This window comes from Infirmifilum tikiterense, assembly GCF_054696565.1.
Window position 1 is genome coordinate 1,541,322 of sequence record NZ_CP182482.1, and the last position, 22,461, is coordinate 1,563,782.

Genomic DNA, 22,461 nt, shown 5'->3' on the forward strand with positions numbered 1-22,461 from the left:
CCCCTCACAAGCTTTAAAACGTTTAACCTTATACCAGCTTCGTGGCCGTTGAGATCAAGAACCTCACGTTTACGTACGCAGGGAAAGAGGAGCCTGCTCTCAGGGACATAACGCTGACCATCGAGGAGGGCGAAACCGTACTTCTTCTGGGCAGGAGCGGCTGCGGCAAATCCACGCTACTGAAGGCGATTAACGGTTTGATTCCCAACAGGTATGAGGGCGTGTACGAGGGAGAGGTCAGGGTTAAAGGGGTCACCGTGAAGGGGGCTAGCCTTGCGCTCCTCTCGCGTCTAGTGGGAACCGTTATGCAGGAGGTGAGTAAGCAGCTCGTGCTACCGAACGTCGAGGACGATGTTGCCTTTGGGCCGTGCAACCTCTGCTATCCTAGGGGCGAGGTCAGGGAGAGGGTTAGGCGGGCCCTCGAGAGCGTCGACGCCTACCACCTCAGAGACCGGGACGTCAACGAGCTCAGCGGAGGGGAGAAGCAGAGGGTCGCCATCGCCGGGGTACTTGCGATGGATCCGCCTATCATTCTCATGGATGAGCCCCTCGCGAACCTGGATAGTGAGGGTGTTAGGCTCGTCCAGGAGCAGATCAAGGACTTCAAGAGAAGGGGGAAGACCATCATTATCGCCGAGCACCGAGCAGAGGAGGTGCTTGAGGTGGGAGTAGACAGGGTTCTCTTCATGGATAACGGTAGGGTGGTTAAAGAGATAAGGGGCGAGAGCGAGCTTGAGAGCCTTGTGGGGCTTGTGAAGGTCCCGGCGAGGATCTTAGCTAGGAGGTGCCCGGGGCCTGTTCTACCCGATACGCCACGATCGCCCCTGACCGGGAAGGTCGCGGTAAAGTTTGAGAACGTTAGCTTCGACTACGACGGCCGGACGGTCTTACGGGATATAAACTTGGAAATACGTGAGGGTGAGAGGGTGGCGCTTCTCGGGAACAACGGGGCGGGGAAGAGCACGCTTGCTAAGCTTATCCTTGGTATTCTGAAGCCGAAGAAAGGGAGGATTCTGGTCTACGGTATGGATACTCGTGAGAGGGAGGTCTACGAGCTGGCAAGCTACGTTGGGCTGGTGTTCCAAGACCCGCTTACCATGCTTTTCGCTAGAACTGTTGAGGAGGAGCTCTCCTACGGGCCTAGGAACCTCGGCGTGTTGCCAGGCGAGATAGCACGCCGCGTAGCCGAGGCCGCCTCCATGTGCAAGATCGAGCATCTCTTGGGCTACTCTCCCTTCGCGTCGAGCTACGGCGAGAAAAAGAGGATTGCTGTAGCCTCGATTCTAACTATGAGGCCGAGGGTGCTTATACTGGATGAGCCCACAGCTGGCCAGGACTACGCGAGTTACACATCCTTCATGGACTTCGTTTCCGGGCTCGTCGGCGCGGTAGGGACGCTAATCCTTATAACCCATGACACTGACCTAGCGATCGAGTACACTGATAGGACTGTGATCCTGTCCGGCGGGAGGATAGTTGCCGACGGGCCGACGCGGGAGGTCCTAGCAAGGGAAGAAAACCTGAAGGCTGGGAAGATCAGGGAAGCGAGCCTGATACGGGTAAGCCGGGAGCTCACCGGCGGTAAGGCGGTGCTCAGCTTCAAGGAGCTCCTGCGCGTCTGCGGTTTCTCCCCCACCGCCACGAGTAATAATTAAAGCCCGTCATCTTCGGTAACGCCTACCCTCCTCTGGTAGCAAATCCTTTTCCTATGAGAATGCATGCTCTCCGCTAAACGATAGGAGTTGAGGAGCATCTTTCTTCACATTATGCTGAACGAAAGCCTTCGAGATGTGTGAACGAAATGTCGGTAACGCTGTGGAGAGCAGAGGGTGGAAAAGGCAGATGAGAAAATGAAAGCTTCACTGACTCGATGGTAGATACGTTGCCTCCGTGCGCGTACTGTGAAAAAATTTATTATGAAATCGTCGCGTTAGAGTTTTGAACGAGCATGAGCAAGAAAGGGGTCTTCTCAACATCAAGCCTGGTTGCGATGGCTGTTGGAACAGCGCTGTACGCGGCATTCAACGTGTTCTTCAACATCCTCCAGCTACCTGGAACGCAGCTCGTCTCCTTGAGGCCCAGTGTCGCTATACCCATGTTTTTCGGGTACGTGTTTGGCCCCATTGTGGGCTTCGTCAGCGGGTTCCTTGGAAACATCATAAGCGACGCTATAAGCTGGGGTGGGTTCTGGTGGAACTGGGACGTAGGTAACGGTCTACTGGGTCTTATCCCCGGTCTAGCCTACTACTTCATACCTAGAGACAGCATATTCAAGAGAAGGGGCTATATCGCCTGCGCGGTGCTGGCTGTCGTCGCAGCCGTCGTCGGCATGGGATTCGCGGCCTACACTGACTACATCTTCGGCTATGGCATCTCCACGATAGAGGAGGCGACGTGCGCCCTCTTCCTCCCTGCAGCCATCACTGATGCTGTGAACGGAGCCGTCCTGACTCCGATACTCGTTGCCGCTTACGCCGCAGCCGTGAAAGGTAGAGCAAGGAGGCTCTAATGTCTACGAAGTTCATAAGGTACATCGAGGGAGAGAGCCTAATCCACAGGCTAGACCCCAGGTCTAAGCTGACATTCGTCCTCTTTATGGTTCTCTGCCTAACCCTTGCCTCCAAGCTACTGCTGGTCATCCCACTCTTTGCCATTTCTGTTATCTACTACGCGATGGCAAAGCTACCTTGGAGCAAAACGAAGAACACCTGGAAGTTCATCCTGATCATCGTTCTAGTGCTTTCCCTGCTGAACTACTTCACAGTCGCCTTAGTCTACGGTCAAGGTTCCCTCCTCGAAAAGCTCACCTCTCCTCGCGCCGTCACATCCGCGGTTACACCCGTTCTAAAGCTACTCTCCTTAGCGCTTGTCACCGCCACACTCGTGTTCACGACGCCACCGAACCTCTATGCACCCGCCTTGGGGCAGATGGGTTTCCCCTATAAGGCCGCCTACGTTATACAGCTTGCCTTGAGGTACGTTCCCGAATTCACGGCCGAGCTTGGCAGGACGCTTGAGGCTCAGATGGCCAGAGGCTTCAGACCCCGAGGAGGAAAGAACCCTCTAGCGAGGCTGCTGGCGATAGCCCCCTTAGTTGTGCCCGTGACAATCTCAGCTTCGCTTTCTATCTACGACATCGCGGACGCCATGGAGCTCAGGGGTTTCGGTGAGGAGAGGTGCCACACATGGTACAGGGAGCTTAGGCTGAGCCGGGGAGACAAGCTTCTCCTGGCGGTATCGTGCTCGCTGGGCCTACTCTATGTTGCACTCTTTTTGTCCAAGCTCGCATAAGCTCCTTTTTTGGCGTGCCTTATCTCTGTTGTGAGCAGACCCTGCTGACGGCCTCGTCCAGCTCGGCTAGGAAGCCCTCTAGCCTAGCTACCGGGATCCTCGCGCCCGCCGCCTCCCGGTGGCCGCCTCCGTGCCCTTCGTACCTCGGTGCTAATTCACGGAGGAGGACGTTGAGGTCAACGCAGCCAGAGGCGGATCGCAGGCTCATTACAGCCCAGTCGTGCTTCACCTCGATTGCTACTCCGACGGGTTTACCCGATTGGACGTGTGAGAAGGTTGCCATAGCGCCTAGAGGAGCACCGGGGTGCACAACGTAGGCGATGCTTTTAAGAACCACGAGCTTCGACGGCAGAGCTCTCCTGGCTTCCTCAAGGTTCTTAGCCTCCCGGAGCGCGGATGAGATGAGGAAGTCGATGCTCGAGGGTAGCCTGTTCCCCGCCAGCTCAGCTACGAGCTCCCGCTTTCGGTCGTGGTCACGCCGCAGGCCCTCAAGCCCGAGCGTGAGTATCCCGGCTTCGAGGTAGAGGGCTCGGATGTCCCAGAACCCGAGGTACGTGTTGAACCACTCGGTCCGCACGGCGTAGTCGCCTATAGCCCCGTAGAGAGCCACTCGGCTCAGCTCGCGGGGCGGGTTCAGGTTCCTGAAGGCGAGCTCCGCTGTTGAAGGCCCCTGCTCGTGGAAAACCTTTACTCCAATCTTTCTGAGAAGCTCGAGGCCACCCTCCGGCGGAGGATGGTGGTCGATGTAGATTGCCTCCTTGAAGGCTGAAAGCTTCTCGGCGACACCCTTCCACGTTCTCTCGTCGAGGGAGATATCCAGAACGACCACTCTCTCCGCTTGGTCCGCGAACTCCTCGAGGTCGCTGAGCAGGCCTACAGGGTGCGAGAATACCACACGGCCGCCGAATACCGAGTAAGCGATGGCGGCCGACGTAACGCCGTCGCAGTCGCCGTGCGCGACTATTACCGTCTCCACGGGAGATCCTCTACGCGGGCTTTACGAAGCCCCACTTCTCTAGGGCCCGGGCTAGCTCCCTGTGGCTTCTGGCGTAATCCTCGAGGCTGATTCCCTGGAGCGCAGCGTCGATCGCCTGCCTAGCCGCCGCGGCCCCTGCGCGTGGGCCGTCGGGGTGCCCGACCACACCTCCACCCACCTGTATGACGATGTCTGTGCCCATTTTCGAGATGACCTCTGGGAGCGTCCCGGGGTGGAGCCCGCCGCTCGACACGGGAAACGCGGGCTTGATGCCGCTGAAGGGCTGAGGGAGGTGGAAGACGTCCTCGCCGTCGGGCAGGTAGGTTTCCTCGCGCAGCACCCTAGCGTTCCTGATCACGTCCACCGCTCTGGCCTCCAGCTTCCCCACCTCCGGCGTGCCCACGTGTAGCTGATCCACGCCCACTAGCCTGTAGAGCTTCGCCAGGGTGAACATCGAGACGCCGTGGTAGGGGTTCCTCGTGAAGGCGGCGTGCATAGCGCGGTGGGCGTGGATCGCGAGGCCGTGCTCCTCCACCAGGTCCCTCACGTAGCCGAGGGAGGCCCAGCCGGCCACCACGACGTCGACCATCACGTAGGGGTTCCCGTAGTCCGCGACGAGCTTGAGCCGGCGCTCCATCTCCCTGACGTCGGCGGTGATGTTCGCGAACCAGGCCTTCCTCTCACCCGTCTCCCGCTCCGCCCTGTCGATCGCCCTCATCACGGCTCTAGCCCTCTCCTCGAACCTGCAGTAGCTCGGGCTGGCTAGGTTCTCGTCGTCCTTCACGTAGTCCATGCCCCCCACGAGGAGCTCGTAGGCAAGCCTCTCCACCTCCTCGGGCGTGTAGCCGACCTTGGGCTTCGGAACGGTGCCTACGATCGGCCTCCCCCTGATGCCGAGAACCTCGCGAACACCCTGTATGCCCTTCGAGGGGCCTTTAAAAGCCCTCAGGAACCTCGGGGGGAGGTAGATATCCTCGACCCTAAGCCCCTTGACCCTCTTCATGCCGAACACATTGCCCGCTACTGATGCCATGAAGGCGGGCATGTTGCCCTCCTCGAAGAGCTCCGCGGGGTAGGCGACGCGGACGAGGTAAGAGCCGTCGCCGAGGTCGCGGAACTCGTAGGCCTTGCCCATCAGCCTGTCAACCCTGCGCTGGTCGTACCACTGGTAGAGAGTGGTCCAGGTCCCGACGCTGCTCTCGGCCGCGACCGCGCCGGCCGCGTCCTCGACTGTGAAGCCCTCCGCGGGCGTAACCCTGAAGGTGACAACCACCTCCTCATCCGGGTCCGGGGTGTAGCCGCGCTTGACAAAAGCCGGATAGGGCTCAAACTCCTCAGGCATGAGGCTCGATATCGAGAAGAGGAGAAGTGTTATAAAAACCTAGAGTTTTCCCGCCCCGTATCTCATCGCTTCGCCGATGTATTTCTGCGTGAAGACGTATATGGCTATTATCGGGATGGCAAAAATTATCGTCCGGGCGGCGAAGTCGCTCCAGAATATTGTCTGGCTCGTGGCGGTCTCGTAGACGTAGGCGGCCAGCGTTTCGATCCTCAGGAAGTTCGCTATGATGAACTCCCCCCAGGCGCCCATGAAGGCGAAGAGAGCTATCACGATCATCGTGGGCTTGGAGGCCGGGAGGACCACGTCGAAGATTATCTGCCTCCAGCTGGCGCCGTCAATGAACGCGGACTCGTCGATCTCGCGCGGCAGGGCGTCGAGGTAGTTTTTCACCATCCACGTCTGGAAGGGGACCGCGCCCGCGGTGTAGATGGCTGCCAGCACGACTGGGTTTCCGATGACGGGGACGCCGATCTGGTTCAGCTTGAGGAGCATCACGTAGAGGGCTATGACCGCCGCTACCCCGAAGCCCCCGCCCACCTGGTTCAGGACAAGGTAGGCTACAAGGAGCGCGCCCCTGCCGGGGAACTTGAAGCGCGAGAAAGCGTAGGCGGCTGGGGTGATCACCACTAGGGCGAAGACGATGTTCGTGACCGCGACGAGCAGGCTCAGGACTGTCGCGTTGATGAAACGGGGGTCGCTGACGGCCTTCAGGTAGTGCTCGAGCGAGATGCCAGTTGCGAGTATCTGGGCTGGGTCGGTCACGAGGCTCTGTCCTCGAACGAGGCTGGTCAGCACCGCGAAGAGGACGGGGTACAGCAGAATGAAAACTATTAGGAAGGAGAGCGTCGTCAGCGCTACCGCGCCTACGAGCCTCAGCCAGTACCTCGCCATCACGCACCACCCGGTGAGGTCCGCTTGTATATCAGGTAGTACCACGCTAGGGCGTATAGCAGCAGTATCAGCACGACGACCAGGTACGCGGCGGTGGAGAGCCCATACTGCTGGTCCAGGTAGGCCCTGTTGTAGCCGAAGAGCACCATCATCTCGTTGACTCCTCCGGTTGTCCTGGAGAACCAGAGGAACTGGATCTCCTTCGTCGGCCCCCCGTTGTTGATGAGCAGAGGAACCATGAATGCCTGAAGCGAGGCGCCTGCCGTCAGGATGCTCGCGAACAGCACTGGGCGGGAGGTCAGGGGGAGCATTATTTCCCTGAAGCGCTGCCAGAACGAGGCGCCGTCGACCATTGCAGACTCTATTAGCTCCTTGGGAATGGAGGAGATAGCCGCCATAGTGACGGTCATTATGAACGGGTAGGCGAGCCACATCTCAACTATGTTGTACACAAGGAAGGCGTCCCACTCCCTGTTGTATATGCTGAAGTCCACGCCGATCGACGCGAGGTAGTTTGCCACGGGCCCTATGCCTGGGGCGAACATCATCCTCCAGGTGGTTACGGAGAGCAGGACTGGGAGGGCCCAGGGTACGAGCAGGGCGGCTCGCATCGCCTTCCGGCCGTAGATCATGGGGCTTGAGAAAAGGAAGGCCAGGGAGACTCCCACGGCTACCTTTAGGGGAACGCTGGTCAGCACGAATAGCAGGGTCTTGAAAATGGAGTAGGGGAAGCGCGAGTCCGTGAAGAGGGTCTGGAAGTTCTGCAGGCCCACGAAGTGCATCGAAATCCTGTCTATCTCCTGGTCAATGCCAGCAGTCGCGGAGCCCACTAACAGGTCGTAGTTTCCCTCGACCTCCCTGAGGCGGTCCCTGCTCTGCTGCAGCAGGCCTAACGCCTGATCTACCTTTGGGAGAACAGCTTCGCGCAGCTGGCTCAGGTCGTTCTCGCTCAAGGCAAGCTTGAAGCCGACGATCCTGTCCACGTCCCCCCATATGCCGCTGTCAACGATCGAGACGGCCCTGTACAGGGTGTCGCCCAGGCCCCGGTAGTAGTAGAGGAAAGTGGTGTTGCTGTTGACGATGCTTGAGGCGTAAGTCAGGTCTTCATCGACCCTGCTCCTGATGAAGGTGAGCCTGCTGATCGAGAAGTTCTGGGGCGTGGACGACGCGATAAGGGTTTTCAGCTCGAGCAGCGAGGCGATGGCGTCGCTCAGGTAGTCGTCGGCCCTGCGCACCTGACTCAGAACATTCTCCTTATTCGCAGAAAGGTAGCTGGCTATCACTGCCCTCTGAGCCTGAAGCTCCTTAATCCTGGGCTCTGAGGCGATGTTCACGTTGTTGGCGTCGGTGAAAGCTATGTACACGGAGTACGCGATCGGCCAGAGTGAGAAGAAGAGGTACATGGCCAGGCTGAGGAAAATAAGCAGGAAGGCTACTCGAGCCGGGTAGAGCTCCGACCCGCTCTTCTTGGGCATGAGAAAAAGCACCCGTTTACCAAATTACCAGAGGTTTAGCCTCCTATCTTGGCAACGATCTTCGACTGGGCGTCATCGAGCAGCTGCTTAACCGCGCTGAGCGCCGCCTGCTCTCCCTGCTCGTTGTACTTGGTCACAATCGCGTTCAAAACATCCGCGACAGGTCCCCAGACGTAGTTCATGTTCGCCGACTTGGGCATCGGAACGCTGTTTGACACGGCTTGGGCGAAGCCGAGTATCGTCGGGTACTTGTCGGCGTTAGCCTGCAGGTACTGGAGGATTGAGAGCTTGACGGGTATGTAGCCCGCGTCCGCGAGCGTCTTCAGGGCATCATCGTTCAGCGTGAACCACATCGTGAACAGTATTGAGGCGTAGAGCCTGTTCTTGTCGCCCTCGACGACCTTAGTCACCCACATCTGCTTCACCCCAGAGAAGGGCTTTGGCGTCTTCCCGTCGATGGGCGGTATCGGGTAGACGACCACGTTCTTTATGTTCTGCTTAATCGTGGGTATGTTCCAGGGGCCCGTCACCATGCAGGGGGTCCTGCCGTCGGTAAGTATCTTGAGCTGGGCCTCCATGCCAACGTCCGAGGTGTACATGTACTTCATTACGTGCTGGATGTAGAAGGTTATCCCGTCGACCGTTCCCTGGCTGTTAACGCCAACCGCGTTCCTGTCCTCGTCGTAATAGAAGCCGCCGAAGGCAGTGACAAACGGGTAGACGTGGTAGGGGTCGATCTGGTACGCTATGCCGTACGTGTTCTTGGAGGGGTTGTACCACTGCTGCATTATCTTCTCGAAGTCACTCCAAGTCTGCGGCGCCGAGGGCACGAGGTCCTTGTTGCACACGAGCGCTATAGCCTCAGCCGCCCAGGGTAGCCCGTAGAGGTGCAGCTTGTACATGCCGCTCGTGTAGGCAGAGGCCATGTACTGGGCCTTCAGGTCTGTGAGCGTCTCGGGGGGCAGGTACTGATCCAGCGCCACTATAGCGCCGCTGTCGGCGAGGTCGCCCGTCCAGTCGTGCGCCCAGGTGAAAACGTGAGCCGTGTTCTCAACGTCGCCAGTAAGTACGCCGGCTTTCACCTGCTCCTTGAGGTTCTGGACGTTCGTGTACTTGACGGTGATGCCGGGGTACTCCTGCTGGAACTTCGCGATAACGTTCTTCATCACGTCCACCTCCCACTGGCTCATCCCAGTCCAGAAGTTGATAGTTACCTGGATCTGCCCTGTCTTAGCCTTCTGCACGAAGTCGTAGAAGTCGCTGGGCACGCGTATAGTGCTGGTACCTATGGTAATCGTCTTCAACGCAGGGGCTGGGGGCTGGCTGGGCTGAGTGGCGTTCGAGGGAGGCGTCTGGGGCGGCTGAGCTGGGGTGGACGGTTGCGTCGGTTGAGTCGGCTGAGTGGGTTGGCTAGGGGGAGGGGCGATTGTGGACTGGTAGTAGAAGTACACTATCCCTAGCGCCACTACGATGAGAACCACCGCGATTATGATATTTCGGCTTGCGGTTTTACTCAAAACTCCCACCTCTTGCATGACCTACTTCTCCGGCTAGAGTTTAAATCTTTCTCCATAATGTTTTTTAATTCAATTAGGGAACTAGGTTTTATTCTCTGCCTTAATTACCAACCTTATTAAGGCATGCTCTGCTAGCGGGAAAGGAGTCGCTTATGTACAGGGTACTTGGGAGGGAGAGGATATCTGGGGCTCGCTTCGGAAGATACCTGGTTGAGTTCTCGCTGAAGTGGCCCGAGGGGGTGGAGTACCTGTACCTCGTAGCGCCCTTCACATCCTACTTCCCCGGAAGGGTCGAGCTGAGTCGCGAGGGCGAGAGGGGAAGGGTTGTTGTCTCGCTTTGGGAGGGCTCGTACCCCTACAGGTTCAGCTCTACGTGCGGGTTCACCGCTCTTGACGTGGAGAACCCTTTTAGGGTGATGGTGAGGCTTTGGCCTGACAGCGGCGTTGAGGAGGAGTTTTCCCTAGCTGAGGTCGGGGTCGCGGACTACGCGACGGCCGCCAGAGAGGGTAGGCTGGTGTCCGAGCTTCTCGTCCACGACGAAAGGGACCCTTCCTTCGTTAGCAGGTACCTGGGCTTCACCATCCTACGCTTTAAGGCTCCGACGCGTCTCCTAGATCGGGTTTACGTCGAAACAAATGACGGAAAGAGGGTCGAGATGCAGAGGTACGTGAGCACCGAGCTCGTCGACTACTTCCAAGGAGTAGTCAGCGGCAACGTGGAGGGCTACAGGTTCCTCCTAGAGGCCGGTGGCGAGCGTCTCTACTACGGTCAGAATGGCCTGGGAGACGAGAGCTACATCGAGCCCGGGGAGATCGTGGGGCTCGATGAGCCGTACTGGTACGTCGGTAGCACTTACTACCTGATCTTCCCGGACAGCTTCACCCGAAGCAAAATGAGCATCGCGGGCAACACCAGGCCCCGTGCCCGTCTAGGTGGGTCTCTGCGCGACGTGACCGAGAGCCTCGACTACATAGCATCGCTGGGAGTCGAGGCGGTCTACCTGACTCCCATATACAGGTCGGTGAGCTACCACAGGTACGACGTCATCGACCACACCGAGGTTGACGAGGATCTGGGTGGCTGGGAGGGCTGGAGCAGGCTCGTCAAGGAGGCCGAAAGAAGGAATATCAGGATCGTAGTGGACATTGTAGCCCACCACGTTTCCCCGTGTAGCTCAGAATTCCTCAGAGCCCTGTCCGAGGGCGGCGAGTACAAAGACTGGTTCAGGTTCTTCAGCAGTTTTGACGAGCGGGAGGCGGAGCTTTTGAGAACGTTCACCGCAGGTGGTTGCAGGGAGTTCCCCGCTGAGCTCCGCGGTAGGAGGCCCTTCTACGAGACCTTCATCTGCAACTGGGGGATGCCAAAGCTCAACTACTCGAACCAGCGGGTGGTTGAGAGGCTCTGCCAGGTGGCGTCGTTCTGGCTCACCCAGGGGGCTAGCGGCTTGAGGATAGACGTTGGGCACGCGCTGCCCGACGCCGCCCTGAAGCAGCTCTACTCGACTGTGAAGGGGCTGAAAAGGGATGCTCCGGTGATACTCGAGGTGAGCAAGGGGGTTGTCTACTACCCCTACGGCGTCACCGCTGACTCGGCGATGAACTACGACTTGAGGGAGGCTCTGCTAGACTTCATCGTGTACAGAAACACCGACGCAGTAAGCTTCGTTAGAAGGCTCAAGGAGCTCTACGCTCGCATCCCCGTCTTCGCGGCGAGCTCCATGTACAACCTGCTTGGCAGCCACGACACGCCCCGCATCGCGACACTAGCCGAGCGGTGCGGGAGCGGGTGCCTCAAACTACTCTACGTGGTCCTCTTCGCGCTACCCGGCTCCCCCTCCATATACTACGGGGACGAGGTTGGAATGCGCGGGGGCGGCGACCCCGACAACAGGCTCCCCATGCTGTGGGATGAGGAGAAGTGGGACAGGGACCTGCAGTGCCTCATCAGGCGCCTTGCATTCCTGAGGAGATCGCTGGCGCCCCTCAGGCTAGGTTTCTTCGACGCGCGAGTTACGAATGAGGGCGCTGTGGCCATCATGAGGGAGTGGAGAGGCGAGGAGGTTATGGTCGTGTTCAACGCGGGCGAGAAGGAAATCAGCGCGCCCATCGACGGCTACGCGACTGTTCTGGCGAGCGATAGCGCAGGAGAGAAAGTACTTAAACCCTATTCCTGGAGGATACTCCACAAGGTAAAGAAGCCTTAAAAACACTTTCACTTTCTTCGAAGGAGCATCGCGACTGCTAGCCCGATAAGCACTCCAGCTATCAGGCCCACTACCAGTGACCTTGTAAGCTCCTCAGGCTTCACCCCCACTTGAGTGGCCGGCGGGCACTGCGGGCAGGCAGGGCACTGCGGCTGCTGCGGCTCAGGGCATATGCACTGCTGAGTGGGCTGCGTCACAGTCGCCTGTGAGACGCCGTGGACCTTTGCCAGGGTGCCGTTCTTCTCCGCAACGTAGCTTGAGAGCTGCGCGTACTGGTCTTGAGCGGTGGGTGCAAGCAGGTCCATCACGCGGGGTACGACGTTGAAGAGTACGGCTTTAGCGTGCTTGGAGCCAGCGCCCACGACCCAGACGTCGGGGTCTAGGCCAAAAGGCCTAATCTTCATCGTGCCGTAGCCGTCGTAGCTCGTCACAGCAACAACGTACTTCCACTTATCCGCGTTGCCGGCGTCGGGGAGAATGTCCTTCGAGACCTCAGCTATTATAGCGTTTCTCGCGGGATCGGCGTAGACTTTGAACTTGCCGTCCTGTACTGCGACGGTGCCGTCTGAGAGGTAGATCGCTGCCTTCTCGCCGTTCGGGGCAGGGTCGGAGCCCCAACCCGGGGCCAGAAGTAGCGCGATGTGCCACGCCGAGTCTTCAGTGATGTTGACGTTTAAGCCGAAGGTGTCTGTCCTCCCCGGTACGCTGAGTGTTGTGTGTATGTATATTTGTGGGTACTGCAGGCAGAAGCCGTTGGGGCCGCTCCACGGGTTCCCGCCAAGCTCCTTGAAGTACACTTCGAACGTGAGGCTGCTTCCCGAGTCCACCACCCTGAACTTTGTTAAGTCGAATACTCCTGGTATGAAGACGTCAGCCTTGGGGTATTTGTAGCCTCCAGCCCCGTCATCGTCGCCCTCAGGGTCGCTCATCTCGAACAGGACTTTCCCCGCAGCTGTGGCAGCCGCGCGAGGCACAATCATCTGGTAAACAGAGCCGACGCGAGTGGCGGATTCCACGACTGTTGAGCCTGAGTAGGAGGCGGCTGTAATGTAGAATAGCTCTCCCTGGCTAAGACCCAGCGCGCTCCAGGGCACGAACGCCTCCACCGCGTCCCCGACTGACGCCTTGAGGTAGAATAGCGGTGTCCACCCTCCGCGGCCGTCAGCGGCGCTGACAGCCACGCTGAGGTTCGCTGGGTACACCAGCACCTCGTAGAATAGCCCCATGCCCATGTCGAGCTTCGAGTACCGTGGGAACGAGTTGAAGCCCGGGTGGAATGGGCTCGCGCTCCTCGCGCTGCAGGTGGTGTATAAGGCTACGGCGGTCTTCGCGTCGTCAAGAGAGCTCTTGGAGACCGGGATGGCGGCGATGTACATGCCCTGGCCCGTCGGGAGGACGAGGACGCTCCTGAACAGCCTGTCACCTAGGGACATGTTGAGAGCGCCCGCCCACTCCCCGGCGCTTAGCTTCCCGTCGAGCTCCGGTGGGGTTGCAGGGGGTTTGGGATAATCCCTGTTGAGCGTGCCGACTGGTGTAGCGTCGGGGTTGAACTGGGTCAGCAGGTAGTCCGGCGGCTTCAGCCCCGCGTCCTCGTAGGCTCTTCTGAGGTAACCCTTGTAGAGCGGGTTCGCTGGGAAGCCTCCTCCCATGTCGCCGCCGTACCAGAATGTCCAGTCGCTGGCCTCCGCCCTCAGGAGGTCTTCGGCCGCTTTCCGGTTGACGGTCAGAGCTTCCCGGAGGTTGTTGACTCCCAGTGCTTTCAGCACGTCTTGCCTCGTCTTGACGAGCATCATCCAGGCAGCGTTCTCCTGCCTTTGACCTATCCAGACCGCTAGCTCGCCCCCAGACCAGGAGCCCTCAGGTATCTGGGCGGTAACGTCCCTTCTGGGCAGCTGCGTGTAGGCGTCTTCGGTGAGGCTTAACGGGGTGTCCGAGATGTCCCTGCCCGCTAGGTCAAGGTACTTGTAGCTCTTGGTGGGCAACTCACGGGCGGTGCCCGCGAACTTCGCGAGGTACTCGCGCGGGGTTATCGTGGTGAGTAGACCCTTAGACTGGTACTCGCTCAGCAGCGAGTAGAGACTGTCGAGGAAAGTGTCGCCGAACTCTGGGTAGCTTTCCCACGGGTTCTCCCCGTCGAGGGCTATGACGACGACGTTTGTCCCATCACTGCTCTTTGCGAGTGACAGCAGGCGGTTTATGAGGTCTTGAGCCGCCTGCTTCGAGTCCCCTCTGCTGTACTGGAAGCCTATCAGGTTGCTCAGCTCGCTGTTTCTGAAGAACACGTAGAGCTTGGTGCCGTTGAGCGTCGCGAACCAGGCTTTCATACCCACCGAGGGGTCAGATGGGTTGAGACCCGCCTTCACTAAAATCGTGTCATCCGTAACGGTCCAGGTGTAGCCCTCGCTTGCAAAGGCCGCGAGAACGTAGCCGTTCACAGCCTGCTCAGCGGGCCATATCCCAACAGGCCTGTAGTTGAACACCCTCTGGAAGAGCTGCGTGCTCAGGGAAACGTGGACTTTAACATCGTCAAGCAGGCCTAGGTCCGCGAGGATGGGTGCCAGCGGGTGGCTGTAGGGCACGGGTATCAGCTCTGCCTGCCCCTTCTCGGCCAGGGAGGCGTACATCGGTAGGACCTTCCGCAGCAAGTCCCTGTGGACGCTCAGCACGGCTTGAAGCTGCTGCCTAGTGAAGCCCCTGGCGCCGTTAAGCGCCTGGACCCTGAGCTGGTAGACGTCGGGGTACTGCTCCCGCAAAACCATGGGGTCGATCCAGAACAGGTTAAAGAGCACGGCGAGGTCCAGGTAGTCTTGGTCAGAGAACTCGCCAGCCACCCTCCTCTTGTACTCCTCCTCCGGGAGCGCTATGTACGCGCTCAGCGCCCTCTGAGCCCTATCCCTCAGCTCCGCGAACCTCGGGACCACGTTCACGACCCGGTCCCAGTTCACGTCGAAGAAGCCTCCCGGCATGGAGAGCATCGAGAACTTCTCCTCTGTGGTCAGGGGCTGGCCCTCGGCGATCTTCTCGGATATGATGAGCCTGTAGTCTTTGACGCCGCTGTTGTAGTCGAGGATCTGCTGCACTAGCGAGCCCGAGAAGGTGAACGTTGCCTTCACGTCGGGGTGCTTCGACAGGATGTAAGCCATCTTGTAGTAGTTCCCGACCGTGTGCATTCTAGCCCAGGGTAGCAGGAAAGACGTCCCATTCACGTCGTAGTACCAGGGCTGGTGGTAGTGCCAGATCAGCACAACGTAGAGGGTGCCTGAGGGCTGCTGGCCTAAAGCAGGGTACATCAGCACCTCGGCGAGGAGGATTAGGGTCAGGGCGAGAGTCACAACTTTGCTATTCTTCATCAAAACCACCTGTAAGAAAAAATACTTTTAAGAAGTTTTGACTTGAGTCCCCCCGGTTGCCTCCTTGGGTTTCCTCTTGCCAAGGAAGTAGCCCGCGCCGATGCCGACAAGCAGAAGCACCACCGCTAGAGCCGCCGCGACTCCAGTATTAATGGTGGAAGCCCTGAGGGACTCCAGCTCGCTTAACAGCTGCGAGTTCTGGTCCTGAAGGGACTTCACCTGGCTCTGAAGGCTGCTAAGCTGGCTTTGCAGGCTCGACACTTGGCTCTGGAGGCTGCTGACCTGCGACTTGAGGCTGTCCCTCTCCTGCGTCACGGAGGAAAGCTGGGCTTTGAGCTGCGCGACCACCTGGGAAGTTATGGGCGGGATGGTGGCCGGCATCTTTGCGTCGATGTCCACGCTGCTGAGCCACGCGTACTGCTGGTCAGCTGTAATACCGTTCGGGTACTCCGGCGCGTACACTGCGATGTCGAGCACCCGGGGCTCGATGCCGAATTTGATGGCGTTAGCTATCAGGGTCTTCTGGGCATCAGTTGCCGTTGCAGTGGCCCAGATGTTCCAGTCGCCCTTGCTGAGGCCAACTCCTCTGATCTTCAGCGGGCCGAAGCCGTCGTGGCTCGCTACGGCCACCACGATCCTCCAGTTCTTGATGTTGCCGACGTCACCGTATTCGAAGAGACCCCTGTCAACCGTGGCTACAATGGCGTTGCCGTCTACGCTCACCTTGAGCTTATCGCCCTGGACGACTTCGTCGAAGGGCCTGTAGAGGACCGCGCACTGCCCAGTGGGCAGGGGCTGAGGGGGTGTTTCCCAGCAGGGGCCAATGAGGAGGGCGTAGTGCCACGCCCAGGTCGGGTCGAAGTTCAGGTTCAGTCATACCGCGCTTAGCCTGGCGGGCACGTTCGGCGTTGCATCCGTGTGGATGTAGATGTGGACCTGCTGGAGGCAGAAGCCGTTTTTACCGCCCCACGGGTTCCCGCCGAGATCCTTGAAGTATACCTTGAAGGTTACCGAGGTGTCTGTTGTGTAGACTTCGAACTTCACGATGTCGAAAACCCCCGGCTTGAAGACGTCAGCGGTGGGGTAGCCGTAGAAGCCTGGGCCCTTGTCGTCCCCCGTGGGGTCGGACACCTGGATGATGGGGTTCTCGGCTTTAGCCACCTGTGTTATCGCTAGCGAGAACACCAGCACTGCCAGGATTAACGCTCCAAACAGTCTGCCTTTATTCAACTGCTTTCACCTTTTACGTATAAATTTGTCACGCTGTTAATTAATAAGCATTTCTGTAATCTGTTCATTTAATACTGTTGGGATTAAAATCGATACCCATAGCCCTCTACCGCCGATTTTCCGGCGATACGCGTAAATACCACTGTGCGGCGTCGGCCATATGGCAGAGGAGCTACAGAGGAAGGTTATCGAGGTTTACAACAGGGTTTTGCCGAGCGTTGTAGGCGTCTCTACCCTAAGGGTCATCGACTTCCTCTTCACACAAGCGCCCATAACGGGCTTCGGCTCCGGAGTTGCTGTTGACAGGGGCATCATAGCCACTAACTCGCACGTCGTTGAGGGCTTCGAGAGGATTACCGTCACGACGCCCGACGGCGAAAGCTACCCGGCTGAGGTCGTTTCGGAGGACCCACAGTGGGACATCGCGTTCCTCAGGGTGGATGGGGCTGATCTGCAGCCGGCTAGGCTAGGGGACAGCGACAGGGTTCAGATCGGCCAGTTCGTACTCGCTATCGGTAACCCGTTCGGCCAGCTACTAGGCGGGCCGTCGCTCACGTTCGGCATCGTGAGCGGCGTGGGCAGGACTCTCCGAGTCGAGGGGAAGGTTTACGAGAACATGATTCAGACCGACGCGGCCGTGAACCCGGGTAACAGCGGGGGGCCTCTGGTGAACTTGGACGCCGAGGTCATCGGGATAACGACGGCCATGATACCCTTCGCCCAGGGGATAGGCTTCGCCATCCCAGTGAACGAGGTCCGTTGGGCTCTGAAGCAGGTTCGCCGCTTCGGCAGGATAGTTAGGCCTTGGATAGGCGTCTACGGCTTGGACGTGACTCCTATGGTCGCGCTCCAGCTGGGCTTGAGGGAGCCAGGCGGGGTCCTCGTTGTGAGGATAGCCGCCGGGGGGCCTGCGCACCGCGCGGGCATCAGGCCCGGGGACATTCTACTATCCGCCGACGGGAGGCGGCTGAAAGGCGTCTCCGACCTCATCGCCACCCTGAGGGAGCGAGGCGTGGGAGAAAGCATTGAGCTTGAGGTTTACAGGAGGGGCGTCGTTAGGAAGTACGTTGTTCGGATTGAGGAGGCTCCTTAACCCCTGTAGTGTCGGGCCATCTCCTGGTTCTCGGGGAGCGAGAGGACCGCCTCCCAGGCCTCTTCGGCCTGCTTCTCGGACTTTGTTCTGGGGTCTAGCATGAGCCAGTCTATGAGGATCTGCCTGCCCCCCTCCAGGAAGGCGGTCAGAGCCATCTCCATCCGCATCATGCGGGGCCAGAGAACAGCTTTGAGTATCTTCCCGGGGAGCTTTAAGCCTGGAGTCCTCCTGACGCCTTTCCCGGAGACCTCCGCCGGGACCTCCACGGCCACGTTTTCGGGGAGCCCGTCGATGGAGCCCATGTTGGGTATGTTCACCTGGTACACCGCTGGCTGGTCGTTCGCTATGGAGTTTATGATGGGTATCAGCGACTCATCCGTCCTTGCCGGCGGGAAGAAGCTGGACACCGGGAGCCTCGGGTCCGACGCGAGCCTCTCCAGCAGGCCCGTGTACCACTCGTGCCTCGCCAGGTACAGCATCCAGCCTACCTCGCTGTCGGGCCCTCCTGTTGGCCCGTACCAGCGCTGCTTCGTCCTGAGGTCCCAGTGGTACATCCAGGTCCCGCCCCTGACGGTGTCGCCGACGGGGAAGAGGCCGTAGCGCTTGTACATGTCGACCGCGGCGGGGCTCAGCTGTATGTCGAATGGGTCTCTCTGGGTGAGCCTCCACCTCTCCCAGTAGTCGCTGGCTCTGCGCTCCACCCACTCGTCGATCAGGGGGTAGAGGTCCCTGCCCTGGTACGTTAGCTTGGTCAGCCATATCACGTGGTTGAAGCCTATCGCCTCGAACTCGACTTTCTCGGGGTCGTAGCCGAGGGCGCGGGCGATCTCCTTGTAGCCTAGGTGGCCGTGGCACAGACCTATGACCTTAACCCTAGTCTCCCTGGAGATCAGCGTGGTGAGCTCGAACACCGGGTTCGCCAGCTGAAGCAGCCATGCTTCGGGCGCTAGCTCCTCTACGTCCCTCGCCACCTCCAGCGCGAGCTTGAACTGGTAGTAGCCCCAGATTGTGTGGTAGTCGCTGACCATGTTCCACTCGGTGCTGTTGACGCCCCTGTAGTAGCCGTGCCTCTCAGACACCTCCCTCATCTTCTCGTAGTAGCCGTGGCCGCCGAACATCGCGGTGTTGACGACGAAGTCGGCGTCCCTGATCGCCTCGCGCCTGTCGGAGGTGGCGGTGAACTTGATGTCCGCGCCTAGCTCCGAGGCGTACCTCTTCGCAAAGCTCTCCACGAGCCTCAGCCTTCCCTGGTCGATGTCCATGAGCACGACCTCGCTCCCGAATAGCGTAGGCGTGTGAAGCAGGTCGTGAATAACCTTAAAGCTCCAAGCGATGCTCCCAGCGCCTATGACCGCGATCTTAACCCTCGACACAAGCCCCTAAAGAGGGCGGGCTAAAATAACCGTTTCTTAACACTACGAGAAACTACTTTTCGAGACGCTCCGCTAGGGACCTGAGCTTAGCGAGGAGCTCCCTGTACCTCCTCGCCCCCTCATCCGTGAGCTCGACGACCGTCCTTGGACCCCAGTCCGTGAAAGCCTTGTACACCCTCACGTAGCCCTTCTCCCTCAGCCTCCGAAGGTGGGTGTCGGCGTCTCCTATGCTCAGACCAGCTATCTTAGCGATCTCCGAGACGGTGAGCGGGCCCAGTGAGTACAGTAAAGTGACTATGGCAAACCTCTTAGCGTTCATCAGCTCCTCGTCGAGCTCGGGGAGACCGCTACTCGCCAGACTCCAGGCACCCCTTCGCCAGCCACAGACCATAGAGCGCGGAGACGAAGTACGAGAGGAGGACGATGCCCAGCCCGAGTATAGGAGTGAAGAAGAACGCTAGGGAGTCGTAATTGCCTTGGGCTTGCTGGAGTGCGATGCACAGGGGGGCGGGTGATCCCAGCAGGATGAGCAATGCCGAGAGCAGGAAGAGCTTCGAGTGCCTTGCCCCTCGTGCGAAGGCGTACAAGATCAGGTGGTAAAGCCCTAGGGCCGGAACCCAGAGAACCGCGTAAACATACGGCGTCGGGTACGGCAGGGCGTAGAGTACTACAAACGGAGCAAGAGCAAGAAGGCTCCTGAGGCCCCCCAGAGCCCAGGCCCGCCTGACGGCGCCGGGGGAGACCTTGGAGAGCAGCCACGCGGCTAAGGCGGCTAGCGCGAAGTTCGCCGCCAAAGCGGCAAGCCAGGCGTGCAACGATGCTCCTATCCCGAAAATCACGAACAGCGAAAAGGTTACCAACCAGTACCCGCCGAGCATCAAGCCGATCGAGAAGAAGAGGTTCGCAGCGAAAACCAGCTCAAGGTAGCCCCTCAGCTTCTCCGCGAGAGCCCCGAGCTCCACCATTTCACGGGTCATTGTTTCTCAGACTCTAGGGGCTTTTGGGCCGTAATAAATGGGTGTGCTACTCGTAAATCAAGAGCCCTTCGCGACGCGAGGGGCTGTCGATCAGCCACGGTGGGCGCGTGCCTCTCAGCTGAGAGGTCCACCGAGCCGCTACGCGGGTTTGGGGTCCGAGGCGCTCTCGCGGCATGGGGTTTCAGGTAGCTTCTGGAGCAGTTCTCTGAGCATCTCCAACGCCAAGCAGTAAGTCTGCCTACCCTTGTCCGTTAGCGCGTAGTACTTCCTCCTCTCAGCGTAGTATGAGCGCACCAGGCCCTCTGACTCCATCTTGCCGAGTACAACGTATGGCAGAACCCTGCCTGGGTTGAACCCGTACCTCTCGTTTATCTTCCGGGAGATGTCGTAGGCGTAGGAGTTCCCCTCAGACAGTATCGAGGATATGTACAGCCAGAGGATCTCGACCCGCGTTTTCCGCTTGAGACGCGTTAACGCCCTCGTCTCCACAGCATTCCTTCGCTTCAGAGTTTAATAAACCTTAAATATCTAATATTCATTAGACTCTAACGATGATTAGAACACTGGTAATAGGCTTCGGTCAGGTAGCGGCTAACTTCGCTGTGGGGCTTGAGAGGTTGAAGGGCGGGGAGGCTGAGCCTTACGGTGTGCCGCTCGCTGATCAGGACTTCGGCGTCCGCATCGATGAAGTGGAGATTGTTGGCGCAGTCGATGTGGATAAAAGGAAGGTCGGGAGGGACCTCGCCAGCGTTGCTGAGGAGTTTTACGGGCTGAGGAGCCCCCCAGGCGTTCTGCGCGACGTTTACGTCCACAGGGGGCTAGGCGGAAGGTGGGTGAGGGACCTTTTCCCGGTGGAGGATGAGGACTGGAGCCTCTCGCTGAGCAGAATCGAGGAGCTTATCCAGGAGCTTAAGCCGGATGTAATCCTGGACGTGACCACGACTCAGAGCGCGCCTGCTTTTGGGGACATAGAGGAGTTCGAGGGGGCTGTGGCCAGGGGGGATGCCGCACCGGGGCAAGTTTACGCCTACCTCGCGCTTAAGGCTTCACGCAGAATTGGCCCCCTAGCTTACGTTAACTTGAACCCCACGCCCGTCGCCAACTCCCCTGCTATCCTTAGGCTCGCGGAGCAGACCGGCTGCATCGTCTTAGGGGATGACGGCGCCACGGGTGCCACGCCGCTTACAGCTGACCTGCTGGAGCACCTCAGAGAGCGCAACAGGAGAGTCTACAGCATAGCGCAGTTCAACATCGGCGGCAACACGGACTTCCTGTCCCTGACGGAGGAGAGAAGAAACCGCGCAAAGGAGGAGACAAAGAGCAGCGTCGTACGGGACATCCTAGGCTACGACGCCCCGCACTACATAAAGCCCACGGGGTACCTTGAGCCGTTGGGCGACAAGAAGTTTGTTGCAATGCACATCTGGTGGAAGAGCTTCAACGGGGCTGTGGACGAGCTCATAGTTAACATGAGGATCAATGACAGCCCCGCGCTCGCGGGCCTCATGGTCGACCTGGCGCGTATAGGGTGGCTTCTAAGGAAGAAGGACCTTAGGGGCACCGTATACGAGGTCAACGCGTTCTACATGAAGAGGCCTGCGCCGCCTGGCTCAAGGAACATCTCAAGGTTTCACGCGTACGAGCTCCTAACGCGGTTCATAAAAACCATCTGAGTTACTCGGGAAAATGGTCCGAGCCGCTCGCGTTGCCGCATGTGGGCCGCAGGGGTGATGCGTGCGGGGGTTAAGCGACGGCTTCGACCTTTATCCAGCCGTGACCGTAGGACGCCCCCTTGCCTACATGCGAGAGCTGCGCGAAGCCGAGGATCTTCCTCTGAGCGCGCGTCAGGTCGGCCGCGTAGATCGCCCGGCCGGAGATGTACTCCTCCTTCTCGCCCTTGTAGACCAGACTTACACGGCGGACTTCAAGCGCCAAGGTTCTTGCGCGCTCCGACCTCTCCAGGATCTCGGAGGGGGAGTACCTGTGGCCCAGAGCCTCCTCGGGCTTCTTGAGCATGTACTGCGCCGCTATGGTGGTGTACCTCCTCATCGCTGCGGCGATTAGGTCCCGTAAGGTGGGACGGGTAACCAGCGTGCCGTTCCTGAGTATCCTCGTGGGCGTGAGGAACGTGACCGAGTAGACCCTCGCGCTAGGCAGGATTACGTCCTGCTCCCGTATCCAGGTGTCCGAGGAGTAGAGGCTTCCGTTCTCGTAGATGAGGCTTTTAGAGTGCGTGAGGGGGTTCTCAACCCAGGCTCTGATGAGCCTGAGGGGGCTTCTCATCCCGCGCCTCCCAAGCCCATTTTTAGCCATTTGGGACACCGCCAGCAGGAGGTGCTTCTCGAACCTCACGGCATCTCCGAAGAGCACCACGCTGAACTTTAAGGCTGAGCCTGCGCGTACCCCGGAGCTGTAGTCGAGGGGTGGTTTGAGAACCAGGGGCTTTGAGACGGCCTCAAGCTTTCTGAGGACAACTCCCTTGCTTGGGGTTCGGATAAGGTAGCCATAGGGGCAGTCATGGAGCAGCTCGCAGCCGGAGCACTTGGGCTCCCCCTTCAGGCAGAACTCCGCCAGGCGCGCGGCGAGCGCGCCCCGCAAGATGTTGCCCTTCCACTTTGGCAGCTCCGCGTCCCCCTCGAACAGCAACTCAAACGTGTACATCCTCGCGATAGCGCTACCCACTCGAGACATCCGAGTAGATTACGATGAACGCAATAATATACTCATTGAGTGGGGAAAGAT

General features: G+C 59.2%; 17 protein-coding genes and 1 pseudogene. 6 read left to right on the forward strand and 12 right to left on the reverse strand.

What is annotated here, in order from left to right; genetic code table 11:
• Positions 1-41 precede the first annotated feature (41 nt).
• The 3 genes from ACNO7C_RS08480 to ACNO7C_RS08490 all read left to right on the forward strand — a co-directional run bounded on the left by ACNO7C_RS08480 (position 42) and on the right by ACNO7C_RS08490 (position 3,291).
• The gene (locus tag ACNO7C_RS08480) at positions 42-1,655 is read left to right on the forward strand and encodes an ABC transporter ATP-binding protein (protein ID WP_460024673.1); all 1,614 of its coding nucleotides are present in this window, start codon (positions 42-44) and stop codon (positions 1,653-1,655) included.
• 293 nt (positions 1,656-1,948) lie between these two features.
• A complete protein-coding gene (locus ACNO7C_RS08485; protein ID WP_460024674.1) occupies positions 1,949-2,509 on the forward strand; it encodes an ECF transporter S component in 561 nt (186 codons plus the stop codon).
• Positions 2,509-3,291, forward strand: coding sequence for an energy-coupling factor transporter transmembrane component T family protein (locus tag ACNO7C_RS08490; RefSeq protein ID WP_460024675.1), 783 nt, complete (start codon positions 2,509-2,511; stop codon positions 3,289-3,291). Before ACNO7C_RS08485 ends, ACNO7C_RS08490 begins: the two co-directional genes overlap by 1 nt.
• Positions 3,292-3,310: 19 nt before the next feature.
• Here the strand turns inward: ACNO7C_RS08490 and ACNO7C_RS08495 are convergent, their stop codons facing one another.
• The 5 genes from ACNO7C_RS08495 to ACNO7C_RS08515 are packed head-to-tail and all read right to left on the reverse strand — an operon-like array spanning position 3,311 to position 9,492.
• Positions 3,311-4,267, reverse strand: coding sequence for a DHHA1 domain-containing protein (locus ACNO7C_RS08495; RefSeq protein WP_460024676.1), 957 nt, complete (start codon positions 4,265-4,267; stop codon positions 3,311-3,313).
• A 10-nt stretch (positions 4,268-4,277) separates the two neighbouring features.
• The gene (rbcL, locus tag ACNO7C_RS08500) at positions 4,278-5,609 is read right to left on the reverse strand and encodes a type III ribulose-bisphosphate carboxylase (RefSeq protein ID WP_460024677.1); all 1,332 of its coding nucleotides are present in this window, start codon (positions 5,607-5,609) and stop codon (positions 4,278-4,280) included.
• Between the two features lie 39 nt (positions 5,610-5,648).
• On the reverse strand, positions 5,649-6,500 hold the full coding sequence (locus tag ACNO7C_RS08505) for an ABC transporter permease subunit (protein ID WP_460024678.1): 852 nt from the start codon (positions 6,498-6,500) through the stop codon (positions 5,649-5,651).
• On the reverse strand, positions 6,500-7,975 hold the full coding sequence (locus tag ACNO7C_RS08510; protein ID WP_460024679.1) for a carbohydrate ABC transporter permease: 1,476 nt from the start codon (positions 7,973-7,975) through the stop codon (positions 6,500-6,502). Before ACNO7C_RS08510 ends, ACNO7C_RS08505 begins: the two co-directional genes overlap by 1 nt.
• Positions 7,976-8,010: 35 nt before the next feature.
• Positions 8,011-9,492, reverse strand: a complete 1,482-nt coding sequence (locus tag ACNO7C_RS08515; protein ID WP_460024680.1) for an extracellular solute-binding protein — start codon at positions 9,490-9,492, stop codon at positions 8,011-8,013.
• Positions 9,493-9,644: 152 nt separating this feature from the next.
• Between ACNO7C_RS08515 and ACNO7C_RS08520 the strand changes: the two genes are divergently transcribed.
• A complete protein-coding gene (locus ACNO7C_RS08520; protein WP_460024681.1) occupies positions 9,645-11,696 on the forward strand; it encodes a glycoside hydrolase family 13 protein in 2,052 nt (683 codons plus the stop codon).
• 8 nt (positions 11,697-11,704) lie between these two features.
• Here ACNO7C_RS08520 and ACNO7C_RS08525 read toward each other — a convergent pair whose 3' ends face one another.
• On the reverse strand, positions 11,705-15,046 hold the full coding sequence (locus ACNO7C_RS08525) for a glucodextranase DOMON-like domain-containing protein (protein ID WP_460024682.1): 3,342 nt from the start codon (positions 15,044-15,046) through the stop codon (positions 11,705-11,707).
• A 27-nt stretch (positions 15,047-15,073) separates the two neighbouring features.
• A pseudogene (locus ACNO7C_RS08530) lies at positions 15,074-16,237 on the reverse strand (glucodextranase DOMON-like domain-containing protein).
• Positions 16,238-16,436: 199 nt separating this feature from the next.
• Between ACNO7C_RS08530 and ACNO7C_RS08535 the strand changes: the two are divergent.
• Complete coding sequence (locus tag ACNO7C_RS08535) at positions 16,437-17,369, forward strand: S1C family serine protease (protein WP_460024683.1); 933 nt, start codon at positions 16,437-16,439, stop codon at positions 17,367-17,369.
• Here ACNO7C_RS08535 and ACNO7C_RS08540 read toward each other — a convergent pair.
• From ACNO7C_RS08540 to ACNO7C_RS08555, 4 genes are all read right to left on the reverse strand, one after another.
• Positions 17,366-18,742, reverse strand: a complete 1,377-nt coding sequence (locus ACNO7C_RS08540; RefSeq protein WP_460024684.1) for an alpha-glucosidase/alpha-galactosidase — start codon at positions 18,740-18,742, stop codon at positions 17,366-17,368. The two genes, ACNO7C_RS08535 and ACNO7C_RS08540, sit on opposite strands and share 4 nt — an antisense overlap.
• A 52-nt stretch (positions 18,743-18,794) precedes the next feature.
• Positions 18,795-19,061, reverse strand: coding sequence for a transcriptional regulator (locus tag ACNO7C_RS08545; RefSeq protein WP_460024685.1), 267 nt, complete (start codon positions 19,059-19,061; stop codon positions 18,795-18,797).
• A gap of 28 nt (positions 19,062-19,089) precedes the next feature.
• The gene (locus ACNO7C_RS08550; protein ID WP_460024686.1) at positions 19,090-19,719 is read right to left on the reverse strand and encodes a hypothetical protein; all 630 of its coding nucleotides are present in this window, start codon (positions 19,717-19,719) and stop codon (positions 19,090-19,092) included.
• A 138-nt stretch (positions 19,720-19,857) separates the two neighbouring features.
• A complete protein-coding gene (locus tag ACNO7C_RS08555; protein ID WP_460024687.1) occupies positions 19,858-20,208 on the reverse strand; it encodes a PadR family transcriptional regulator in 351 nt (116 codons plus the stop codon).
• A gap of 62 nt (positions 20,209-20,270) precedes the next feature.
• On the opposite strand from ACNO7C_RS08555, the gene ACNO7C_RS08560 reads away from it, so the two are divergent.
• On the forward strand, positions 20,271-21,392 hold the full coding sequence (locus ACNO7C_RS08560) for an inositol-3-phosphate synthase (RefSeq protein ID WP_460024688.1): 1,122 nt from the start codon (positions 20,271-20,273) through the stop codon (positions 21,390-21,392).
• A gap of 70 nt (positions 21,393-21,462) precedes the next feature.
• Here the strand turns inward: ACNO7C_RS08560 and cas6 are convergent, their stop codons facing one another.
• Entirely contained in the window at positions 21,463-22,410 is a 948-nt protein-coding gene (cas6, locus tag ACNO7C_RS08565; protein ID WP_460024689.1) for a CRISPR system precrRNA processing endoribonuclease RAMP protein Cas6, read from the reverse strand.
• Positions 22,411-22,461 lie beyond the last annotated feature (51 nt).